The organism is Halobacillus sp. A5 (genome assembly GCF_024189315.1).
Classification (GTDB): Bacteria; Bacillota; Bacilli; order Bacillales; family Halobacillaceae; genus Halobacillus_A.
The window spans coordinates 938,135-959,019 of the sequence record NZ_JAIZEO010000001.1 but is presented as its reverse complement, the minus strand read 5'-3'; the positions used below and the strand labels follow the sequence as shown (position 1 = coordinate 959,019).

The window sequence follows — 20,885 nt, the reverse complement described above, 5'->3', positions numbered from 1 at the left end:
TATGCGGGCATATGGAGGAGGTATGGTCATATACCCAGTTTTAATCGAATGAATTAATAAAAGAATAAATCGATATGGTGACTATTTTACAAGGGCGGTTTAGACCGTGTTCGAGTGCCTGATGGATCTCATTGTATTCATTTTCAAGCTCATAGTGCCAGTGATTAATATGTTCTTCCTGTACCTCGGTGTATAAAAGCGCGGTACGTGTTTGATCATGTATAGATGATATGCGTTGATTGTTCATAATAATTTTCCTCCTTGAGTTTAGCTTGTACAAATTAAAAAGAACTATGACTGCTGCAGGTTAAGACTACATAGCAAAGGGAATGGTTAGGCAATACATATTGTTCAGCACATTCAATGAGTATTTGCCGTTGAAATAGGGTAATGGAAGTTTGTATACTTTTTGTATAAGTTTTGTACAGGAGTTGGACGCCTTATGCCAAGAAAAATAGCAATTGCAGGAGCTGGACCTGGTGGACTTGCAGCTGCCATGATGCTTTCGAGCCAGGGACATGAAGTACATGTATTTGAAAAGCAGCCCTACGTGGGAGGAAGAAACGGCCGCCTGAGTCTAGGTCCTTATACATTTGATATAGGTCCTACATTCTTAAGTATGCCTCACATCGTGGAGGAAATTTTTGCGAGTTCCAATCGAAATGTCCATGATTATTTAGATTTAGTCGAGCTTTCTCCCATGTATGAGCTGCAGTTCTCAGACACCAGAGTCCCGATGTATCGTGATGAACGTAAAATGATCCAGGAAATAGTAAAGCATTTTCCTGGGAATGAACAGGGATATCTTGATTTCATGAAGGATACACGTAAAAAAATGAACGCGCTCATGCCACTGCTTCAAACAAGGCACAACCGGCTTAGAGATTATGTGAGCCTTCGTGCAGTAAAAGCACTTCCGCAGCTTTCTCTTGGTAAATCAGTCTATGATGTACTCTCTAAGTATTTTTCAGATGAAAAATTAAAAATTGCCTTTTCGTTCCAAGCAAAATATTTGGGGATGTCACCGTGGGAATGCCCGGGTGCTTTTTCGATATTATCCTATATGGAGCATGAATACGGCGTGTTCCATCCGGTTGGCGGAGTAAATCAACTATCGAAGGCTATGGCTGAGGTAGTAGAAGAACACGGGGGAGCTATTCATCTTAACGAGGGAGTTAAAGAATTTAATATAGACGGTAAGAATATTACTTCAATTGCTCTGGAATCCGGAGAAACTGTTTTTGCTGATGAGGTGATTGTAAATGCTGATTTTGCACATGCCATGAACAAATTTGTTAAAGATGGTGTATTAAAGAAATATAATGAGTCCAAACTCGATAAAAAGAAATATTCATGTTCCACTTTTATGATCTATATCGGAGCGGATAAGCTCTACGATATGCCTCACCATACGATCTTGTTTGCTGAAGATTATAAGAAGAATGTAGAAGAAATGACGAAAGACCTGGTACTCTCTAAGGAACCATCCATTTACATTCACAATGCCAGTGTGACAGATCCTACATTAGCTCCAGAAGGTCACTCGGCCCTTTATATATTAGCTCCTGTACCTAACAACTACTCAGATATTGACTGGGAGGACAAACAAGAGCAGTTTAAGCATTTGATTCTGAATGAAGTGGAAGAGAAAACTGGATTTCATGATTTAAAGTCTCATATCGTCGAGGAAAAAGTTCTGACTCCAAAGCAGTGGGAAGTAGATCACTTTGTTCACAAAGGGGCGACGTTCAGCATGGGACACCAGCTTTCACAAATGATGTATTTCCGTCCTCATAACCGGTTTGAAGAATTAAACAACTGCTGGATTGTAGGCGGCGGCACACACCCCGGGAGCGGACTTCCTACAATCCTGGAGTCGGCCAGGATCACGACAAATTGGCTTAATGAAGAGGAGGGTGTTCAATGACAAAGCCCCATCTAGCGATCGTAGGCGGTGGAATTGGAGGATTAGTTACGGCTTTACTTTTATCAAATAAAGGCACTCATAAGATTTCAATTTACGAAAAAAACTCTGAACTAGGCGGCCGCTTAAAGTATGAGAGACATGAGGGTTTTAAAATTGATCAGGGACCGACGATTATTCTTCTGCCGGACATGCTGCTTGAAATTCTTGAAGAGGGAGGAATGAGCCGCGGCGATATTCCGATCCAGCTGTGCGACCCTCTTTATCACCTTCATTTCAAGGATGGAACAACATTTACTAAATATGCTGATCAGGAAAAGCAGATTGAAGAATTGGAGAAGAAGTTTCCAGGGAATGTAGAAGGCTATAAGCGTTTCCTGAAAGACATGAAAATTCGTTTTCTTCAAGGGAAAGAGCATTTTCTTGACCGTTCATTTGTAAATAAAAAATCCTTTTTCACAAGAAAAAACATCCAGACTCTAATTAAGTTAAAGACGTATCAAAACGTTAAGCGGATGATGAGGAGTTATTTCAATGACGAACGATTAGTTGAAGCTTACACTCTCCAAACCTTATATATCGGGGGTCACCCAGACCAGTCACCAGCTATGTATTCGCTTGTATCTTACAGTGAACACACCCATGGAATATGGTATTTAAAAGGCGGCTATGCTCATTTAGTGGAATTAATAGAGAATGAATTAGTAAAACGAAATGTAGCTGTCCATACGAACAGTGAAGTTAAGAAGCTGCCTGTCCATCAAGATAAAGTGCAGTTTATTCAGGTGGACGGTAAGCAGATTCCAATAGATCAAGTTGTGTTAAATGGTGATTTCCCTATTATGGACCGCTTATTTGACGACGACCAAAGAAATAACCGCAATTATACCCCTTCATCCGGATGTTTACTTTTGTACATGGGATTAAGTAAAAATTACTCTAATAATACAGTGCATCAATTTTTTATGTCTAACAACTTTGATCGTCACATGAAACAAGTGTTCTCAGAGAAAATTTTACCGGAAGATCCATCCTTCTATACTTTTCACCCATCGTTAATTGATTCAAGCTTAGCACCGAAGGGGAAGGGAGTTCTGTATACACTCATTCCTGTTCCAGCCGGCAGTACAGTAAATTGGGAAGAGCAGGATCAATTAGTGGAGGTTATTATTGATGAAATGGAACAGCGAGGTTTTCCAGATTTACGATCGAATATAGAGTGGATGAAGGTGCGGAACCCAATGCATGCTGAACAGGATGGCTTATTTGCCGGCGGGAGCTTTGGAATTGCCCCTACCTTGTTTCAGTCTGGTGTTTTCAGACCACAGCTGCAGCCCTATCCCATCGATAATTTATATGCTGTAGGAGCTTCGATACACCCTGGAGGAGGAGTTCCAATCGTTATGCAGGGGGCGAAGCTGTTGTCAGATCATTTGCAAAGGGACAGGTCAGAAAGGCATAATTATAAACGAGGTGTGTAACCATGACGGACATAAATGCAGCTTATGATTATTGTAAGCAGGTGATCGATCAGCATTCTAAAACATTTTCCACAGCCTTCGCGCTGCTCCCTAAGGAACAAAAGAAAGCGGTATGGGCGATCTATACGTTTTGCCGCCGTGTAGACGATATAGTAGATGAAGGAAACCATCCTGAAAGAGAACTTTATTTTTTTGCAGAAGAGTTTCAGTTATTTACTCAAGGAAAATTAAACAGCCCACATCCCGGGTGGGTGGCACTTAGCGACGTATTTGAGAAATTCACAATAGATCCCGCTCCTTTTCAGGAAATGATACAAGGCCAATGGATGGATTTACGTCCTTCAACTATAGAAAACAAAAATGATTTGCTCACTTATTGTTACCATGTAGCCAGTACAGTCGGTTTAATGCTTCTCCCGGTTATCGCTCCCGGAAAAGAAAAAGAGCTGAGGCAGGGTGCTGTGGAGCTCGGCTATGCTATGCAGATCACGAACATTTTAAGAGATATTGGGGAAGACCTTGATCGTGATAGGATATACCTCCCCAGGCAGCTATTAAGAAGGTATCATTACTCTACTAAAGATTTAGTGGAAGGAACAGTAAATCAAGCATTTGTTGATTTATGGGAAGATCTTGCTTCTGATGCAGAAACGTATTACGCGAAAGCTTTAAGTACGCTGCCGGAATACCCTCTATATTCAAGAACTCCTGTGAAGGGGGCGGCTTACATGTACCGCGCGATCTTGACATCAGTAAGAGAAAATAATTATGAAGTATTTAATAAGCGAAATTACGTAACCGACCAACAAAAAAAGCAAATTATTGCTGAGATGCAATAATTTGCTTTTCTTCATGGTCCAGAATCTACTCCACGTAGTACAGTTTACCTGTAATTTCCCGTGCAACATTTTGTCCGCTTAATACGACCATCGGCGACCCCCCCCCGGGGTGGGTGCTGCCTCCGCAAAAATATAAATTTTTATAATCTGCGGAACGGTTAAAAGGTCTCTTGAAAGCTTGAATTCGATTATTGGATGACGGACCGTAGATCGCGCCTTTAAAAGCATGGAACTGTCTCTGAATGTCTTCAGGAGTTATCGTTTTTTCTACCTCGATATGATTGGCAATCGGAATGCCTGCCCTGCTCAACTTGTGGTAAATTAATTCCCGATAGGTTAAAGGGTCTATGTGATTGTCACTCTGCTGAGCGGGAGCGTTTACTAATATAAAACAGTTGTCACCCTTTGGAGAAACATTAGGATCTGACTTAGAGGAAGTACTAATATAGATCGTAGGGTTAAAGCTGTATTGCCCTTTTCTTAATGAACGGAATTCTTCTTTGTAATCTGAAGAAAACAGAACATGATGATGTCTAAGCATTTCCAGACCCGTATTCAGACCTGCCATAATAACAAATGCAGAAGTAGAGGGGTCCATTGAATTGATTTTACTATTAGTTAAAGAAGGACGGTCTCTTTCATCCAGCAGTGAAGGAAGAGAGCCTAGAATGTCGCCGTTTACGATTACATAATCCGCTTCAATTTTTTCTCCGTTACAAAGTTCCACCCCGGTGACAAGCTTACCTTTTACCGTCAGTCTTCTCACTTCGGTAGAGGAATGCAGGTGAACTCCAAGGTGGAGAGCTGCTTTAACAAAGCTGTCAGCAATTCTTGTATTGCCTCCTTTTACATAATGGACGCCTTCATTCAGCTCTAAATGTGCAATCATTGCAAATGTGGCTGGTGAAGCATAGGGGCTCGAACCAATGTAAGTGGCGTATCGATTTAATGCATTGAGCACATAAGGGTTTTTAAAATAGGTTTTAAAAAAACGATCCATTGACTGCATTGGCCTGACCTTCGTCATGGCGCGTGCGAGACCTGGAGAGATGTAGTCTTTCCAGCCAGAAAACGTCCGATTTAAGAAATAGCGACGTGAAAGTTCAAATAATCTTTCTACTTCTAAAAGAAATTCCTCATAATGTTGGGCTGCATAATGATCTAATTCTTTGAGCTGTTCCTTCATGAAAGAACGGCTGGTGGAAAAGTCAAAATAAGTCCCATCGGAAAACTGGTTGCGAGTATGATTCTCTATGGTCATAAAGGGAAGTTCCTCTTTAGGGTTTAGTCCGGCTGTTTGAATTACATTTTCAAAAACATAGGGCATCGTAATTGTATTAGGACCAAAGTCAAAATGGTACCCCTGAAGATTATATGGCATCATTTTACCGCCGAAGTGTTCATTTTTTTCAAATAGGTGTACGTCTACACCTTCTTTTGCAAGATGAACAGCCGCGGATAACCCTCCCAGGCCTCCTCCAACTATAATTGCTTTCATTCGTAGGACCTTCCTTTCCATTGATAGGTTCCCCCGCGCATATGAACCATCATTGAAGTGAATAAGAGGGCGATTAAGATTCCTGAAGATACAGGGATCAGCCATGACAGCCACAGCGGGTGCCGGGTAAGGGCATCGACGTACATCTTAAATGTTACCGTCAGAAGAAACGGAAGAAGATAAACCATCTGTCCTGTCAGCCCTCCATAGAGGCCTAAAGCGAACGGGAGAATAAAAAGAATCACATAGAGAACCGTCAACAATATGACCATTAACGGTGAACGGCCGATGCCCGTGTATATATTTTTCTTGAAGCCTTCCCATGTTTCCCTGGAAGAGTCATACATATAGGAGATAACATCGGCTGTAATGTTACAAAGAATCATTCTGTGTCCATGCTTTTTCATTTGTCGTGCGATGTGAACGTCTTCTACAAGTGATCCTTTCACCGCTTCATGTCCGCCAACCGCTTCATAGGCTTTCCTTTCAGTAAAAATAAAGATGCCGCAGGCCGCTGTAAACGCCGGATGTTTTGTGAAATTGGCAGCGGCTAAAGGCAGGTGCATCAGAACGACCATATGCTGCAGGGGAACGAGCATATGTGAAAGAAAGTGACGATTCGGATATCTAGGAAACCCGCTCAGCATAGAAGCTTTATGAGTAAGTAACGAGACGAGCGAGCGATCTATTATTTCTGGATGAACACGCGCGTCTGCATCCAGAAATAGATAATAATCTCCATCTGCCTGCTCTGACAATTGGTGGCAGGCATGTACTTTTCCGTTCCAACCTTCAGGAAGATGACGGCCTTTTACGACCGAAAACCTGGGATCTTCACTCACTTCATAAAGAAGTGATTCATATGTACCATCCTCCGAGTGGTCATCTAATAAAATAAATTCTACATTTGGATAAGATATCATTTTTAAACAGCTTACAAGATCTGCAGCATGCTCAATCTCATTTCGTAACGGAACGAGTAGGGAAACTAGAGGTTTCTGCTTAAGTCCTGATTTTTTCTTTAGATTTAGTAAGAAAAAGCTATTTAAGATTGTCCATAAATTGAGTAACAGGGCCACTGCCATTGAGATTATAAGCACCATAACCTTCCATCCTCCTCAATACACAGTAAAATGATTAACCTTTTCAGTAACAACCTTGTGTTTCAATTCGTCCAGCTGAATTGTCACGCATTCTTCGAAAACTCTAGTTTTTTCCTTCCTTGAGTGATGGATATATCGTGAGCGGTCAATCGGTCTGCCTAATTGGGCGTATACATTCGGTTTTCGAGTGTGTTCTAAAGAATAGTAGAGAGAGACAGGGATAATGTTAATATCATTTGTATGCTCTTCTATATAAGCCGCCCCATTTGAAAATTGTAAAGGACGTTTTTCCAAATGCTGTTCATCTCCCTGCGGAAACATCCACACCGTTTTATTTTCACTCAATAATTTCTGACTGTAGGCAAGAGAAGCAGTTAGATGCCGCCGATCGCCAGAGTTCATGGAATACACCCCTATTTTCTTAAAAAATGGGAAACGACGGATTCCTTCCTCGTGCATCATCCCATAAGCATCTGATCTTACAATTTGCTCATTTAAGAAGAAAATTACCAGGGCATCCCACCAGCTTGAATGGTTAATAAGAAATAAGCTTCTTGACGGAATAGGAGCATGGTTGGCGTTATACACCCGGATTCTCTGGAAGTGATGACGAAGAAAAAACCTGTTAAATCTGGTAAACCCCCACATAATCAAAGGGCTTTTATCGGCTTGAATCATGCTGTAACCTCCAATAATATAAAACGTACCAGATCATGGTAAGCAATATAACTAAAATCGCAGCTCCATAAACACCGCCGGATATGGACAGTATGCTAAACATTAAAATTACCGCTCCGAACATTAGAGCCATTCTATTCTGCCAAATGGACCTGGCTGCTGACAGATCCTGCTTGAAGATAAAAGGCAGACAGTGAAAGAAAAATGCTAAAATAAACCAACCAGCAAAATTGGAAAAAGGAATGTCATAATACATTCCTGTATCTTCCCAAATCCAATATTCCTGCACGTGATAAGCAACGGGATCAAGAATTAAATCCATAGTTACAGCTGCAAGGCTCGCTGTTGGAATAAATACAGCCACTTGTTTCCAGCCAGTTAGAGTAAGTGAAATGCCCCTGCTTATTTCATGAGAACAGCCGATAATAAGCAGCCAGGCAAAACCTATCGTTACAGGTGTATCAGCAATTTTTAGACCAAAATTCTCATTATAATAATAGTTTCCAAACAAAAAGCCTGTTTCTACACCAAGGTGTTCGATGTAAATACTCAAACTGACAATAATGAAACTATAAATAAGAGCTTTTACAATACCATATAATTGGGAAAAATAAATTCCTGCGATGACTCCGCCAGTAATTAAAAAAACACTGTTAGCCCACTCCAGCCAGGGGGGGAGCAAGTCAAAGGTTAGTAAAATAATACCGCATATGTACCAAAAAATAAAAAAACGAAATATGCCCGTCAGCATGGCCCACCTCTTCAAAATGAATTCTATGACTGCGTGTGAAAATAAATTAATATTAAACTCTATAATGTACAATTACCTCAGATAAAGAGAGATCAAACTAAATGAATGTGCTCAAGGTAAGAATATAAACTGGCAAAGAACCTGTTATAAAATAAAAGAACCAGTGAAGTTGTATTTCAACTTCACTGGTTCTTCATTCTTCAAGCGGCTTTCTTTATTAATGAAAGGTTATTTTTCTTAAAGTAATCGGCTGAATATCGATCCACCCCTATACGACCAGCATTTAGACCAGCAGCCAGAATCACAGCCCCAAGTATAACCATTTCTGGATTTGTACTTATTGTACCGCTTAACAAGAAAGCCATATTCATCACTATTCCAAAGAATGCGGCAGTTCTAGTCAGCAGACCAATGATTAATGCTGCTCCAACCAGAAGTTCACCCCACATTACAAGAAAACTGAACAATCCACTATTAGGAAGAGCAACAGCTTCTAGAAACGCAGCCCACCATCCTTGTACGACTGCATCTTCTCCTTGAGCGTTACCTATAGCACCTTGAAGGTAACCTCCTGCATCGAATCCACCCGTAATTTTTCCCAATCCAGCCGTAAGCCATGTATAACCTAGATAAATCCGAATCCCTAATAAAATAATTGCAGCACTAATGTGTTCTGTAAACCAACGTTTCATAATTAATTCCTCCTTTTATTTGTTCAACACTTCACAATATTTCTACACTTTTATACTACAACTTTTTATGAGAAAAAGGAATCATATGTTCAATACTTCACATACTATTCAAGAATATTTGTCAAATTTGTGTATAAGAGCTTTGAAAATAGGCAGCCTGTGGCGTTAGGTAATTAATTAGTGAATAACCATGGAGAACCATGGTATGATAAAGTATAGATCAGCAATTGTAGTATAATATTTTTCAGAATAATGGTTACGAGGGGGTGTAGATGTGACAGAGATCGTTATGTTCCTTGTCTGTCTTGTCGTTCTTTTTGGGTTAATTGGGTTCTGCATTTTTGATCGAGGCTAAGAAATATCATAATTAAACACAACCATACACAGAAATAGAAAAAGTGAGATCTTAATTGATCTCACTTTTTTTGTAAATAGAGACACCTTCTTTTTACTTCTTTCGATTATAGAAGTGAAAGGAGGTGGTACTCATGGCAGTTACAGCAGATATGGTTAACTCTCAGCTGCAGCTTGTTTTTGAAGACGGAACAGATGAAGATGGCAATGTAAAGTTTCGTCGTAAATCGTTTAACAACGTAAAGATGGAGGCAGACGAAGAACAGCTTTACAAAGTGGCCGTGGCCATCGAAGCTCTTCAGCAGGATCTTTTGGCTACTATCGAGAGAAATGACAGTTCGGTTTTAGTTGATTTGTAAAAGAATGATTAATTAATGAAAGGAGGCTGGGACTTGAAGAAATTAGAATTAAAATTTCTTAATGAAGAAGAACGGGTTGTCACATTCTCGATTGATCATCCAATTGAGCCTGTAAACGAAGAAGATATTAACGCTGCTATGGATGCAATGATTGAAGAGAATTGTTTCTTTTCTAGCGGAGGAGATCTTGTTTCCAAAAAGGAAGCACGTATTGTTGAGCGAAATGTAACTTCAATTGAACTATAATCCTGGAAGAGCCGCTGTGTGATATCGCAGCGGCTCTCTCTTAAATGAGGTGAAGAGAAATGGAAGTCTGGCTCCCTATTGTGACCGATCTTGGATTTCCTATTGCGGTGACATTCTATCTGCTTCATCGTATTGAAGGAAAGTTAGATGTACTCATAGATACCCTGCATCAATTTTCTAACCGGTCGTAAAAAAAATGTCCCTCACCTGATCTTCAGGAAAGGGACATTTTTTATTTAGTTAAGCTTATTTCATTAAAAGGATAGATAATAAGTTCTGTACGTCCAATGATCTCATCTTCACTGACAAACCCTAATCCATTCCGGCTGTCTTTGCTGACTGAGCGATTGTCTCCCATAACAAAGTATCGTCCTTCCGGTACTTCCACCGGTCCAAAATCTCTGGTCCCCGCTGAGGATTGTTCACTTAAGTAATTTTGGTCCTGCGGCTGATCATTTACATATAATTGGTTTTCTTTGAATTCTATCGTATCCCCGGGCTGGCCGATCACTCTTTTTACGTAATTTTTAGTCGGCTTTTCAATAATAACGATGTCTCCATGATTGGGTTCATCTATATAATAAATAATTTTATTAAACATAACTCTCTCTCCACTTTCTAACGTAGGGTCCATACTGGCTCCCTCAACGATCGAAGTGGCAAAGAAAAAGGTGCGTAAAACAAAAGCAAGCGCAATTGCGATGGCAATTGCTTTTATCCATTCTAACCACTCTTTTTTCGTCTCTTCAGACAATCTCACTCTTCCTCTCTTAAGCCGGAATACTCCTATAGTTACATATATATTTTACCATAAGAATACTTAATCCTTTCAGAAAGTGTATGTTTGTCATTAAAATTTAATTAATTTTTACAAAGAGGAGCGACTTAAATACTCTTCAAGACGGTCCAGTCCTTCTTTTAATGTGTCTAAGCTGTAGGCATAAGATAAGCGCACGTATCCTTCACCATACGTGGAAAAAGCACTTCCGGGGACGAGTGCGATACCGCCATTCTCAACTAAATCCACTGCAGCATCAAAAGTGCTCCTGCTCTGGTCAGGAAATTGAGGAAAGATGTAAAATGCCCCGTCAGGCACGACATAGTCTAATCCCATTTGATCCAGACGCTCCATTACATATTTCCTTCGTTCAGCGTAAGACTTCTTCATAGTTTCAGGATCACTGCGTCCATTCTGTATGGCTTCAAGTGCTGCATATTGACTTGGTGAAGCGGCACAAGAGACATTATATTGATGGACTTTTAGAATTTGTTTTGCGAGCCAGTCAGGAGCTAGTAAATAACCAATTCTATATCCCGTCATTGAATGTGATTTTGAGACGCCGTTGATTACAATGACGTGATCTCTTACTTCCTCTATAGAAGCGATGGAAGTATGCGGGGTATCATATACAAGCTCGCTGTAGATTTCATCCGCAATTAAAAAGATTTGATTATTTAACAACACTTCGGAAATATCTTGAAGTTCTTCATTTGTAAGCGAAACGCCTGTGGGGTTAGACGGATACGGCATAATTACGCATTTTGTTTTGTCGGTAATGGCTTGTTCTATTAATTCTGCTGATAATTTAAATTGATGTTCACGGGTGTCCACATATTTTACAGTTGCTCCTGCCAGCTTAATCAGAGGTTCATACCCGGGATAGACAGGACCAGGAAGAATAACTTCATCTCCAGGTTCAATGATGGTTCTTAACGTAATATCAATGGCCTGCGATGCGCCCACCGTCACAATGATCTCGTCCTCCGGGGCATAGTTTAAATTAAATCTGTCCTTGACATAATCGCTGATTGCTTTCCTGAGTTCTATAATGCCTGCATTATGTGTATAAGTTGTGCGGTCATTATGTAAAGCGTCAATTGCGGCGGCTTTTACGTGGGAAGGTGAGGCAAAGTCCGGCTGCCCGATGGTTAGGGAAACAACATCGTCGTATTTACTAATCATATTAAAGAACTGGCGTATCCCTGAAATTTCGATATCTGACAAAGTAGGGTTAATTTTATTCTTCATTTTACAATACCTCCATAATTGTTAACAAAATGTTCAAACAATTTTGATTTATCACTTATTTAATCTGATACAATGAGATAGAAGCAGAAGGAAAGGAGTTTGATCATGAGACCGAATCGAATCTCATTTGAAGAGCTCGTCGATCAGAATAAACAAGAACTTTTAAATGATCAACAGGCGCTGGATAAAATCGATGACCATTTAGATGAAAAAAGAGTGAACCACAATGATAAAAACAAAATGATAAACTGATCATATCATATTTGAAAAGGCAGCCGCATTCGCGGCTGCCTTTTCGTTGTTCATGGTAAACTAATGGGGAAAGGGTGATAGGTGTGAATCAGGTAGGACTTGTTTTAGAAGGTGGAGGCATGAGAGGAACCTATACGGCAGGAGTCCTTGATTGTTTCCTCGATGAAGGGCTGCATTTTAACTATGTGGCCGGAACTTCTGCAGGAGCATGCAGTGGAAGTTCTTACGTTGCGAAGCAAAGAGGCAGAAACTATAGAGTGATGGTGGAATACGGCGATCACCCAGAGTACATATCTTTTAAACGTTTAATTAGTCATAGACAATTATTTGGAATGGATTTTATCTTTGATACCCTTCCTAATCAATTAGTACCTTTTGATTATGACTCATTTATGAACAGAACCTGCAGATTTGTGGTCGGTGCCACCAATATGAATACTGGAGCACCCGTCTACTTTGAAGACTTTCCCGATCGGGAAAGCCTGCTTAAAATTATGAGGGCGTCAAGTTCTCTGCCGTTAATTGCACCCAGCATATCTTATTTAGGTGAAGAGTTAATGGACGGCGGTATTTCCGATCCTATTCCTATTTCTCAATCCATTAAGGATGGAAATCTTAAGCACGTCATTGTACTAACAAGAAATGACGGTTATATAAAACCTAAAGTGAAAGGGAACTGGTACTTTAGACGAAAGTTCAAAAGCTATCCTCATTTCGTGCGAACTCTAGAGTCCCGTCATTTTCATTATAATCAAATTTTAGAAGCCATCCATAAACTTGAAAGGAACCAGCAAGCACTCATTATCAGACCTACGAATCCGCTTAAGGTTAACCGTGTAGAAAGAAACCGGGATAAACTTCATCAGTTGTACGTGGAAGGTTATAAAGATGCCAAAAAGAAATCATCAGAATTACGCACATTTATTAAGTAGGGTGGGAAAAGAAGCAATGGAAACAGCAGACAAATTATATAAGGAAATTGTTACAGCCCTTCAAGAGAATCGAAGTGAAGTGCAGCGTCAGCCCATGGAGAAATACATGAAGAACCAATTTTCTTTTTATGGAATAAAGACACCCGAACGTAAAAGGCTCCTCCAGTGTGTGCTGAAGAAATTCAACCAGCTTAGTTATATAGAAACGCTTCAAATCGTGGAATTACTTTATAGTGAAAAGGAAAGGGAATGCCACTACGCTGCTCTGACTATTTTAAGTCATTATAAAGAACCAATTCCTCTTTCCTCGATCGGTTTGTATAAGAATCTTATTACGACCCATTCCTGGTGGGACACCGTGGACATGATAAGCTCCAATTTATGCGGAAGATACTTTCAAGTACATAGTGATCAGCTGCCGACGATCACAAAAAAATGGGCACAGTCTTATGACTTATGGGTAAGAAGAGCCAGCTTGCTTTTTCAGTTGAAAATGAAAGAGGAAACAGACGAAGGGCTTTTGTATGATACTATTCTTACGCTTCGTCACGAAAAAGAATTCTTTATAGAGAAAGCAATTGGCTGGGCTTTAAGAGAATACAGCAAAACGAATCCTGCTTCTGCTGCTGCATTTATCCGTAAACATCCACTTCGTCCATTAAGCAGGCGCGAGGGGTTGAAATGGATAAAATCAAAAGGTTTAGATGTGAATCTTTAATATTTCATAATGCCATGCACGCTGCTAATTTTGAGTTCATCCCATAGTGCTGTGTGTAAATGAATTAGTATAAAATGCTGCCAGCCCGTCTAAAATGTTGAAAAGCGTATGTAAGGGAGCGGTAGCTATGTTCGATTTCTCAGTAATAGATGGAGTCTACGGCTGGTTTAATGAAGACTTGCTGCAAATTTTTGGTTTAGAGGCATGGCACTTATTATTTGGGATGGTTTTTATACTTATTGCTGGAATGATGTGGATGGTTAAGGCTTTAATTGAGTGGATAACCGTTAAAAATTGGCTTACGCTGCTCAGCTATGTAAATTGTATACTTATTTCCTTTCTTATTTTACAAGTTATCGATCGTTCTGCATATCGAAGTCCTGCTGTAAGCCTGCCGGAGTATTTCTGGTCGATCAGCTTATTAGCGATCAGCACATATGGTCTGGTGTTAGTACTAATTAGAAGTGTAAGTAAAGTAGCAAAACTTTTAAAAAGAAAATCGAAAAAAGCAGCGTAAACGTGAAACTTTTAAAATATCTCCTCGTATCCTTTAGAGGAGGTGTATATATTGGATTTTGGTATCTTTTTCATGCTGTTTATTTTATTTGGTTTAGCCCTTTTTATCTTCAATGTGGTGACGAGCGTGTGGGCTTATCGAGATTCCAAACGAAAAGGAAACAGCCAGACTTTTACTTTAGTAGTGCTTATCGGCACGCTGTTTTTTCCCGTTGCAGGTTTAATTGTATATTTGATTATTCGAAATGACTAAGGCGGTCTGAAGGTTTCAGATCGTCTTTATTGGCATTATTATCTGTGAATTATGGCCTATTTATTTGTTGATTTGTCGTTCTTAGGTACTACGAACATGGAATTTATGATATTGTCAATGGGAGAAGTGATAAAGAGAGGAAGAAATATACATATGATGAATGATCAAGGAATCCTGTTAGAAAGCGGCACAAACGAGCTGGAGATTGTAGAGTTTAGTGTGGGGGAGAACCGGTTTGGGATTAACGTGATTAAAGTTAAAGAGATTCTTAACCCTTCCCCCGTAACTAAAATCCCTCATTCCCATCCATCAGTAGAGGGAATCATAGATATCCGCGGCAGTGTGGTGCCGGTTGTAGATGTCGCACATGCCCTGGGTTTTGAGCCATCATCCAATCCAAATCAGGATAAATTTATATTGGCAGAATTTAACCAGACGAAGATTGTATTCCATGTACATACAGTGACTCAGATTCATCGAATATCCTGGGAGTCTATTGAAAAGCCAGGGAAAATGTATCAAGGTTTAGAAACTCAAATCACTGGCGTAGTTAAGAAGGATGATGAAATGCTGCTATTATTAGATTTTGAAAAAGTAGTAGCTGATATTAATCCTGAAACGAGTGTACACACAGAGCAAATTAAAGTTCTGGGGGAAAGAGAACGGTCAAACAAGCACATCCTTATTTCTGAAGATTCGGCATTGCTGAGAGGTCTGCTTAGAGAAACATTGGAAGAAGCGGGTTACGTCAATACGACGGCCTTTGAAGATGGGAAAGAAGCCTATGAACACTTAGTTAGTTTGATTGAACAGGGTAAAGAGGCTCTTGAAGAATACCAGCTTATCATTACTGATATTGAAATGCCGCGTATGGACGGTCATCATTTTACGAAGCTCATAAAGGAGCATGATCAGTTAAAGAATCTTCCTGTGGTGATTTTTTCTTCTCTTATTACAGAGGACTTAAAGCATAAGGGAGAAAAAGTAGGAGCGGATGCACAAATTTCTAAACCTGAAATCGTCAATCTAATTCAAACCATTGATCATTATATAAAATAAGGGAAAATCCGGTATAGACCGGATTTTCCCTTATTTTTATTTTTCCATTCGTTTAAATAACGTATCATGCCACTGATATACTTGCTTTGAGATTAATTCAGGGCTGTTTCCGTCCGGGTGAGCCTCGAGGATCATTTTCTTTTCGGCTTCGGTTAAGTGCTCATAGGAAGATCTCATTTCAGTAGTATACTCCATGTATCGTTTCAAATGAAAAAGGAAATCGTCCATTGCGTTCATTGTCATCTTATCACCCTCCTATAAACTTACTTACCTGTTTCTATATCGAATGAAACATATTTAAGAACAGTCTTTATGAACGGGTCTGCCAGCTGTCGAAGAAGTTGTATGGTAACGCTGCTTCCTCCATGGCATAGAAAGGGAGATCCTTACTTCATAAAATAGAAAACGATGGTTTCTCAACAATTAGAAAAGCAGTCCGGATAAACGGACTGCCTACTTACGCTTATGACGCTGGTTCCAGGGGGTAATATTCTGTCTGCCAAGAAAAGATGGGGGGGATTGATAGGAAGTTGATGCAGGTTTCGCTTGATCGGGTTTCCATCCTAAGTAATCATACAAAATACGTTTTGCTTTGGATAACGACAGCTTAGGTTTAGGGTTACGGTACGACTGATCTACAGAACCCAGATGTCTAAGCTGATCAAAATCTTTCTTCTCTGCAGGGATGTGAAAGTAATAGCCTCCCACTTCAATAAGAAGGGTGGAATGTTGTTTACTGTATTTGGGATGCTCAGAAAAATGAAGGCCTACTTTTCTAGCTTTATTTTCCTTAAGCAGTTTAGCGATGGCCTGCTTCTTTATTTCATATAAATGCTTTGGCTGTGGAGCTGTTTTTGCGTGGCGGTTAATAATGAATAGGGATTCCGCTAATTCTTGATTGGAAAGATCTGATTGCATATATGCCCTCCTTTCTTCAGTTATCTTTCATAGTATCTAAAGATGTAAATTATTGCAAAAAATTACTGAACTTTCTTTAAATCTTCCAAAATGTCATTCATATTATCGGCTTTCGTGCCGTCGTAACTTTTTATAACTTTTCCGTCCGGATTAATGAGGAAAAAGTTAGTCCCATGGGTCATTTGATCTGAATTATCAAGTTGTTTTAAGGGAGATTGAAAAGATTTAATTGATAGCTCCTTAATGTCTTGAAAGCTATAGCCTGTCATGAAATCCCAGGTATCTAAGTCAGCATTATATTGAGCAGCAAATTCTTCTAGCTTCTTTTCTGTATCATATTCAGGATCCACTGAAAATGAGACTAGTGGAGCATCTATATTGCTTTCACTCAATTGCTGCTGAAGTCTTGACATATTACTAGTCATCGGAGGGCACACAGTGTCACATCGGGTGAATATGAGGTTGGCTACCCAATATTCTCCCTCATATTGTTTGGGGAATGATATTTCCTCTCCGTGCTGGTTGGTCCCCTCAAAGCTCTCTACATCCCTTGACATCGTTTCATCTATAGGGGAGCCGCACGAGGTTAGCATTATTATTACCAGTATCATCCATAGCAAATGTTTCATAAATTCCCATCCTTAGATAAAAATAGTACACAGATTAACTTTCTGAATCCAGAGTATAGACGGAATACTCCGGCTTACATAGAAAGCGGTACGGCATACGTGTTGTTCCGACACCCCGGCTGATATAAAGAGTGAGTTGATCACTAATCAAGTGTTTGCCGTCCACATATTTTTCTGCATAGGGCGGGGTAATGAGAGCTCCGAGCAGTGGAATTCGAACCTGACCGCCATGACTATGACCTGAAAGCTGTACATCTACGGGGTAATCTTTTACCCGGTCAGCAATATCCGGTTCATGCACGAGTAATATCGAAAAAGTATCTTCGTTTAATTGATTTAATGTGCCTCCAACGTTGGGAGAGCCCAGCATAATATCATCCAGCCCGGCCAGTAATATGGAATCTCCATCTCTATTTATTTCAGTAACCTCGTTTTTCAGCAGCTTGAATCCTCCATTAGACATGACGCTTTCAAGTTTATCAGTCCCGTAGCCACCGTGGTCATGGTTCCCATAAATCCAATACTTGCCTAAGGGAGCTTCGAGTTCTTCAAGGAGTGCAGGTATTTCAGAAGTGAAATTATACCTTTGCGGCTCATCAACTAAATCTCCGGTAAAGAGAATCAAGTCGGCGTTTTCTTCTTTAATTTTTCGTATGAGGTTTCTGAACTGGTTCATCGAATAATGGAAACCTAAGTGAATATCGGAAAATTGTACAACTTTTATTTGGTTAAATGCTTCAGGAATTTTCGGGTGGACCCAAGTATGAGTTTGTCTGGTCAGCATATCAGGTTCAATATATCTTGCATAATAATATCCTCCGCCAGATAGCCCGAGAAAGCCTAAAGCACTGTATAGCATTTTTTTAATAAAGCTTCTTCGAGTCATCATTCAACTAGTCCCCCATTCTATACTTTCGCCATTATACCACTTTTACTAAGGATGAAATATAACAAAATTCTTTCAAATTTTTAAAAAATGAACAGGAATTCAGTTTTTTATATGGAATGTATTATAGATGGAGGGATGTTGAAATGAAAGATCAAGTTATTATTATAACGGGTGGTTCAAGTGGCATGGGACTGTACATGGCAAAGCGCTTTTTTGAAGAAGGTGCCAAAATAGCTATTACAGGCAGGGATGTCGAGAGACTTCAACAGGCTAGAGAGCAGATAGCAGAAGAAGGTGAAGAACGTGAAGAACGTATACTGCTTATAGAAATGGATGTTCGAAACATGGAAGATGTGGAAAGAATGGTGAAGCAGACTGTAGAAACGTACGGCCGTATTGATCATTTAGTTAACAACGCAGCCGGTAATTTTATTGCACCAGCAGAAAAGCTGTCCACTAATGGATGGAATTCAGTGATAAATATAGTGCTTAACGGGACTTTTTACTGTAGTCAGGCAGTGGGCAAGTACTGGATTGAAAAAGGCATAAAAGGTTCTATCTTAAATATGGTTGCTACATATGCATGGAATGCGGGTGCCGGGGTGATTCATTCGGCGTCAGCTAAAGCAGGGGTGCTTGCAATGACGAGAACTTTAGCAGTAGAGTGGGGAAGTCAATATGGCATTCGGGCTAATGCGATAGCTCCAGGACCGATTGAACGGACAGGAGGTGCGGACAAACTGTTTGAATCTGAGGAGGCGGCAAAGCGAACATTGAAATCTGTTCCATTAGGGCGCTTAGGAACTCCTGAAGAAATAGCAGGATTGGCACGATTTATGCTCTCTAAAGAAGCATCCTATATGAATGGAGAAGTTGTAACATTAGATGGAGGCCAGTGGTTAAACAAATTTCCATTTTAGGAATAGGGTTAAATACTCGCTGTCCCCAACTCTTTCTTTTAAAAAAAACTGCTGGTTTATGATATTTACCTGGTAAATCGTACACTTGTAAACATTTAAAACTAAGATCTTAAAGAAGCTGCAGGTTACAGCTTCTTTTTTTTAGGGAATTATAAATTTCGAATAACCAGTCTTAAGCAGGAAGGGAAAACAGGGGTGCTCCTGCACGCTCGACGGCTGCCCGAGGAAGGCGGACTGTTTTCCCAGCCCTTCTATACTCAAAAAGACCATTGCCTCGATTTCAGGCTTTCACCAAACGGAGGTATTAATTTAATGTGAAACTTAGAATAACTTTGATTATTAATCATTAACTTCTCTTAGATAATATAGAAGAAGATGGTGAAGAAGTGGAAAATAGAACCTCCAAGGACGAATAAGTGCCACACCATATGATGATAGGTGAAACTCCGCCATACATAGAAGATAGATCCGATTGAATATAATACTCCTCCGACTACAAGATAAGTGATACCTGCTGCGGGAACTTCCGCAGTCAGAGGCCCCCACGCCAGAATGATCAGCCATCCCATTAATACGTAGAAAACAGTGGAAAGGACCACAAACCGTTTGACGAAGAAAACCTTAAAAATCACGCCTAATATAGCCATCCCCCATACGATCGCAAACAGCGTCCACCCTAAGCTTCCTCTCAGAGGAATAAGCAGCATTGGAGTATAGGTTCCAGCAATAAATAAATAGATAGCTGAATGGTCAAAGATTTCAAAAAGATCTTTAGCTTTACCGGGAGGGAAGCTGTGTACAAGAGTAGATGAAACATATAATAAGAGCATTGTTCCACCGTATATACTTACTGATACAATGTGCCAGGCGGTACCTTGTAAGCTGGCATATACAACTAGGAGAATAAGCATAGCTGCGCTTAATACCACACCGATACCATGAGAGACAGCATTAGCCAGTTCTTCTTTTCTAGAGAACGTATGGGTCATCATTTAGAAAATCATTCCTCACCGATCATGTGGTAGCCACATGATTAATTATGTTCTCTTTAATTATAAGCCTATTAATTGAGTTAATAAAGAATAGTTCAAAATAGGTGGGTTTACTCCTCTATGAATGGAGGGTATTTAAAGGTGAATTATCCCATAGTGACAAGAAAAAAAAGGAAGGCAGATTCGTTTTAAAGGGAATAATGTGTTAGGATAGGTATGTGTAATTTAATACTCGTTTCATTTGCTCCTTCAGTGTGAGAGATCAAGGGAGTGTTCGTGTAAAGATGATAAGTGTACAAAGTAATGAAGTGAATTTTCCGATAGTCGAAGAATTAATGATTTCCTCAGAAAAAGTTGCGCACGTTCAAGTAAATAATCCACTAGATCACGCGCTGCTTGTTTTACTCAAGACAGGGTACTCGGCTATTCCCGTACTCGACGCAGATAATAAATTTCAGGGTGTCGTAAGCAAATCAATGATATTGGAAGAAACATTAGGAATTGAACAGTTTGAATTAGATAAATTAAACGATCTTACGGTAGAACAGGTTATGAACAAAAACGTTCCTTGTTTAAATAAGGAGCAGTCTATGATCGATGCCCTTCACAAGCTTATTGATCATCCATTTACTTGTGTAACAAATCAAGATGGGGAATTTGACGGCATTATTACTAGAAGAACAATACTCAAACAATTCAGCAAATATTATCATGAGACATTGAAGAGAGCATAACGGAAACGAAAACGAAAATGCATAAGAAAAAGGCGCCCGTTTGGGGCGTCCTTTCTTTTGTCTTAAGAAGCAGCAGGGGAGGGACTCAGGTGAGAAAAGGGTTTGTGCTTGCTTCAATT

At 39.9% G+C, this 20,885-nt stretch carries 27 protein-coding genes; 14 read left to right on the top strand and 13 right to left on the bottom strand.

Going from position 1 to position 20,885, the window contains the following annotated elements:
- Positions 1–40: 40 nt before the first annotated feature.
- Positions 41–247 carry a hypothetical protein gene (locus LF822_RS05025; protein ID WP_253922848.1) on the bottom strand — a complete coding sequence of 69 codons (207 nt, stop codon included), beginning with the start codon at positions 245–247 and terminating at the stop codon, positions 41–43.
- Between the two features lie 195 nt (positions 248–442).
- Between LF822_RS05025 and LF822_RS05020 the strand changes: the two genes are divergently transcribed.
- Genes LF822_RS05020 through LF822_RS05010 form a run of 3 tightly spaced genes read left to right on the top strand, consistent with a single transcriptional unit; the run spans position 443 to position 4,244 of the window.
- Positions 443–1,927: a phytoene desaturase family protein gene (locus LF822_RS05020; RefSeq protein WP_253922847.1), complete on the top strand. Its 1,485-nt coding sequence runs from the start codon at positions 443–445 to the stop codon at positions 1,925–1,927.
- Positions 1,924–3,405, top strand: a complete 1,482-nt coding sequence (locus LF822_RS05015) for a phytoene desaturase family protein (RefSeq protein WP_253922846.1) — start codon at positions 1,924–1,926, stop codon at positions 3,403–3,405. Before LF822_RS05020 ends, LF822_RS05015 begins: the two co-directional genes overlap by 4 nt.
- 2 nt (positions 3,406–3,407) lie before the next feature.
- A complete protein-coding gene (locus LF822_RS05010; RefSeq protein ID WP_253922845.1) occupies positions 3,408–4,244 on the top strand; it encodes a phytoene/squalene synthase family protein in 837 nt (278 codons plus the stop codon).
- Positions 4,245–4,269: 25 nt separating this feature from the next.
- Here LF822_RS05010 and LF822_RS05005 read toward each other — a convergent pair whose 3' ends face one another.
- The 5 genes from LF822_RS05005 to LF822_RS04985 all read right to left on the bottom strand — a co-directional run bounded on the left by LF822_RS05005 (position 4,270) and on the right by LF822_RS04985 (position 8,966).
- Complete coding sequence (locus LF822_RS05005; protein ID WP_253922844.1) at positions 4,270–5,742, bottom strand: phytoene desaturase family protein; 1,473 nt, start codon at positions 5,740–5,742, stop codon at positions 4,270–4,272.
- Complete coding sequence (locus LF822_RS05000; RefSeq protein ID WP_253922843.1) at positions 5,739–6,845, bottom strand: glycosyltransferase family 2 protein; 1,107 nt, start codon at positions 6,843–6,845, stop codon at positions 5,739–5,741. The genes LF822_RS05005 and LF822_RS05000 overlap by 4 nt, the downstream gene beginning before the upstream one ends.
- Positions 6,846–6,860: 15 nt before the next feature.
- Positions 6,861–7,523, bottom strand: coding sequence for a lysophospholipid acyltransferase family protein (locus LF822_RS04995; protein ID WP_253922842.1), 663 nt, complete (start codon positions 7,521–7,523; stop codon positions 6,861–6,863).
- A complete protein-coding gene (locus LF822_RS04990) occupies positions 7,507–8,274 on the bottom strand; it encodes a carotenoid biosynthesis protein (RefSeq protein ID WP_253922841.1) in 768 nt (255 codons plus the stop codon). The genes LF822_RS04995 and LF822_RS04990 overlap by 17 nt, the downstream gene beginning before the upstream one ends.
- A 200-nt stretch (positions 8,275–8,474) precedes the next feature.
- Positions 8,475–8,966: a DoxX family protein gene (locus LF822_RS04985; protein ID WP_253922840.1), complete on the bottom strand. Its 492-nt coding sequence runs from the start codon at positions 8,964–8,966 to the stop codon at positions 8,475–8,477.
- Positions 8,967–9,454: 488 nt separating this feature from the next.
- Between LF822_RS04985 and LF822_RS04980 the strand changes: the two genes are divergently transcribed.
- Genes LF822_RS04980 through LF822_RS04970 form a run of 3 tightly spaced genes read left to right on the top strand, consistent with a single transcriptional unit; the run spans position 9,455 to position 10,116 of the window.
- The gene (locus LF822_RS04980; protein ID WP_253922839.1) at positions 9,455–9,679 is read left to right on the top strand and encodes a DUF1659 domain-containing protein; all 225 of its coding nucleotides are present in this window, start codon (positions 9,455–9,457) and stop codon (positions 9,677–9,679) included.
- A gap of 33 nt (positions 9,680–9,712) precedes the next feature.
- Complete coding sequence (locus LF822_RS04975) at positions 9,713–9,925, top strand: DUF2922 domain-containing protein (RefSeq protein WP_253922838.1); 213 nt, start codon at positions 9,713–9,715, stop codon at positions 9,923–9,925.
- 59 nt (positions 9,926–9,984) lie between these two features.
- Positions 9,985–10,116: a YvrJ family protein gene (locus tag LF822_RS04970; protein ID WP_253922837.1), complete on the top strand. Its 132-nt coding sequence runs from the start codon at positions 9,985–9,987 to the stop codon at positions 10,114–10,116.
- Positions 10,117–10,157: 41 nt separating this feature from the next.
- On the opposite strand, the gene lepB is transcribed toward LF822_RS04970, so the two are convergent.
- Positions 10,158–10,679: a signal peptidase I gene (gene lepB / locus LF822_RS04965; protein ID WP_253922836.1), complete on the bottom strand. Its 522-nt coding sequence runs from the start codon at positions 10,677–10,679 to the stop codon at positions 10,158–10,160.
- 114 nt (positions 10,680–10,793) lie between these two features.
- Complete coding sequence (locus tag LF822_RS04960) at positions 10,794–11,954, bottom strand: aminotransferase A (protein WP_253922835.1); 1,161 nt, start codon at positions 11,952–11,954, stop codon at positions 10,794–10,796.
- 105 nt (positions 11,955–12,059) lie between these two features.
- On the opposite strand from LF822_RS04960, the gene LF822_RS04955 reads away from it, so the two are divergent.
- The 6 genes from LF822_RS04955 to LF822_RS04930 all read left to right on the top strand — a co-directional run bounded on the left by LF822_RS04955 (position 12,060) and on the right by LF822_RS04930 (position 15,684).
- A complete protein-coding gene (locus LF822_RS04955) occupies positions 12,060–12,206 on the top strand; it encodes an FbpB family small basic protein (protein ID WP_253922834.1) in 147 nt (48 codons plus the stop codon).
- Between the two features lie 83 nt (positions 12,207–12,289).
- Positions 12,290–13,138 carry a patatin-like phospholipase family protein gene (locus LF822_RS04950; RefSeq protein ID WP_253922833.1) on the top strand — a complete coding sequence of 283 codons (849 nt, stop codon included), beginning with the start codon at positions 12,290–12,292 and terminating at the stop codon, positions 13,136–13,138.
- Between the two features lie 16 nt (positions 13,139–13,154).
- A complete protein-coding gene (locus LF822_RS04945) occupies positions 13,155–13,856 on the top strand; it encodes a DNA alkylation repair protein (RefSeq protein ID WP_253922832.1) in 702 nt (233 codons plus the stop codon).
- A gap of 127 nt (positions 13,857–13,983) precedes the next feature.
- Positions 13,984–14,373: a hypothetical protein gene (locus LF822_RS04940; RefSeq protein ID WP_253922831.1), complete on the top strand. Its 390-nt coding sequence runs from the start codon at positions 13,984–13,986 to the stop codon at positions 14,371–14,373.
- Positions 14,374–14,415: 42 nt separating this feature from the next.
- On the top strand, positions 14,416–14,625 hold the full coding sequence (locus tag LF822_RS04935) for a PLDc N-terminal domain-containing protein (RefSeq protein WP_371925829.1): 210 nt from the start codon (positions 14,416–14,418) through the stop codon (positions 14,623–14,625).
- A 153-nt stretch (positions 14,626–14,778) separates the two neighbouring features.
- The gene (locus LF822_RS04930) at positions 14,779–15,684 is read left to right on the top strand and encodes a chemotaxis protein (RefSeq protein WP_253922829.1); all 906 of its coding nucleotides are present in this window, start codon (positions 14,779–14,781) and stop codon (positions 15,682–15,684) included.
- Positions 15,685–15,720: 36 nt separating this feature from the next.
- Here LF822_RS04930 and LF822_RS04925 read toward each other — a convergent pair whose 3' ends face one another.
- From LF822_RS04925 to LF822_RS04910, 4 genes are all read right to left on the bottom strand, one after another.
- Positions 15,721–15,927: a hypothetical protein gene (locus LF822_RS04925; protein WP_253922828.1), complete on the bottom strand. Its 207-nt coding sequence runs from the start codon at positions 15,925–15,927 to the stop codon at positions 15,721–15,723.
- A 210-nt stretch (positions 15,928–16,137) separates the two neighbouring features.
- Positions 16,138–16,602 (bottom strand): YkyB family protein, encoded by a 465-nt coding sequence (locus LF822_RS04920; RefSeq protein WP_253922827.1) that lies wholly within the window; start codon positions 16,600–16,602, stop codon positions 16,138–16,140.
- A gap of 62 nt (positions 16,603–16,664) precedes the next feature.
- Complete coding sequence (locus LF822_RS04915; RefSeq protein ID WP_253922826.1) at positions 16,665–17,231, bottom strand: SCO family protein; 567 nt, start codon at positions 17,229–17,231, stop codon at positions 16,665–16,667.
- 34 nt (positions 17,232–17,265) lie between these two features.
- Positions 17,266–18,120: a metallophosphoesterase gene (locus LF822_RS04910; protein ID WP_371925828.1), complete on the bottom strand. Its 855-nt coding sequence runs from the start codon at positions 18,118–18,120 to the stop codon at positions 17,266–17,268.
- A 143-nt stretch (positions 18,121–18,263) separates the two neighbouring features.
- On the opposite strand from LF822_RS04910, the gene fadH reads away from it, so the two are divergent.
- Positions 18,264–19,040: a 2,4-dienoyl-CoA reductase gene (fadH, locus tag LF822_RS04905; protein ID WP_253922825.1), complete on the top strand. Its 777-nt coding sequence runs from the start codon at positions 18,264–18,266 to the stop codon at positions 19,038–19,040.
- 356 nt (positions 19,041–19,396) lie between these two features.
- Here fadH and trhA read toward each other — a convergent pair whose 3' ends face one another.
- Positions 19,397–20,032 carry a PAQR family membrane homeostasis protein TrhA gene (gene trhA, locus LF822_RS04900; RefSeq protein WP_253922824.1) on the bottom strand — a complete coding sequence of 212 codons (636 nt, stop codon included), beginning with the start codon at positions 20,030–20,032 and terminating at the stop codon, positions 19,397–19,399.
- Positions 20,033–20,316: 284 nt separating this feature from the next.
- On the opposite strand from trhA, the gene cbpB reads away from it, so the two are divergent.
- Positions 20,317–20,766, top strand: coding sequence for a cyclic-di-AMP-binding protein CbpB (gene cbpB / locus LF822_RS04895; RefSeq protein ID WP_253922823.1), 450 nt, complete (start codon positions 20,317–20,319; stop codon positions 20,764–20,766).
- Positions 20,767–20,885 lie beyond the last annotated feature (119 nt).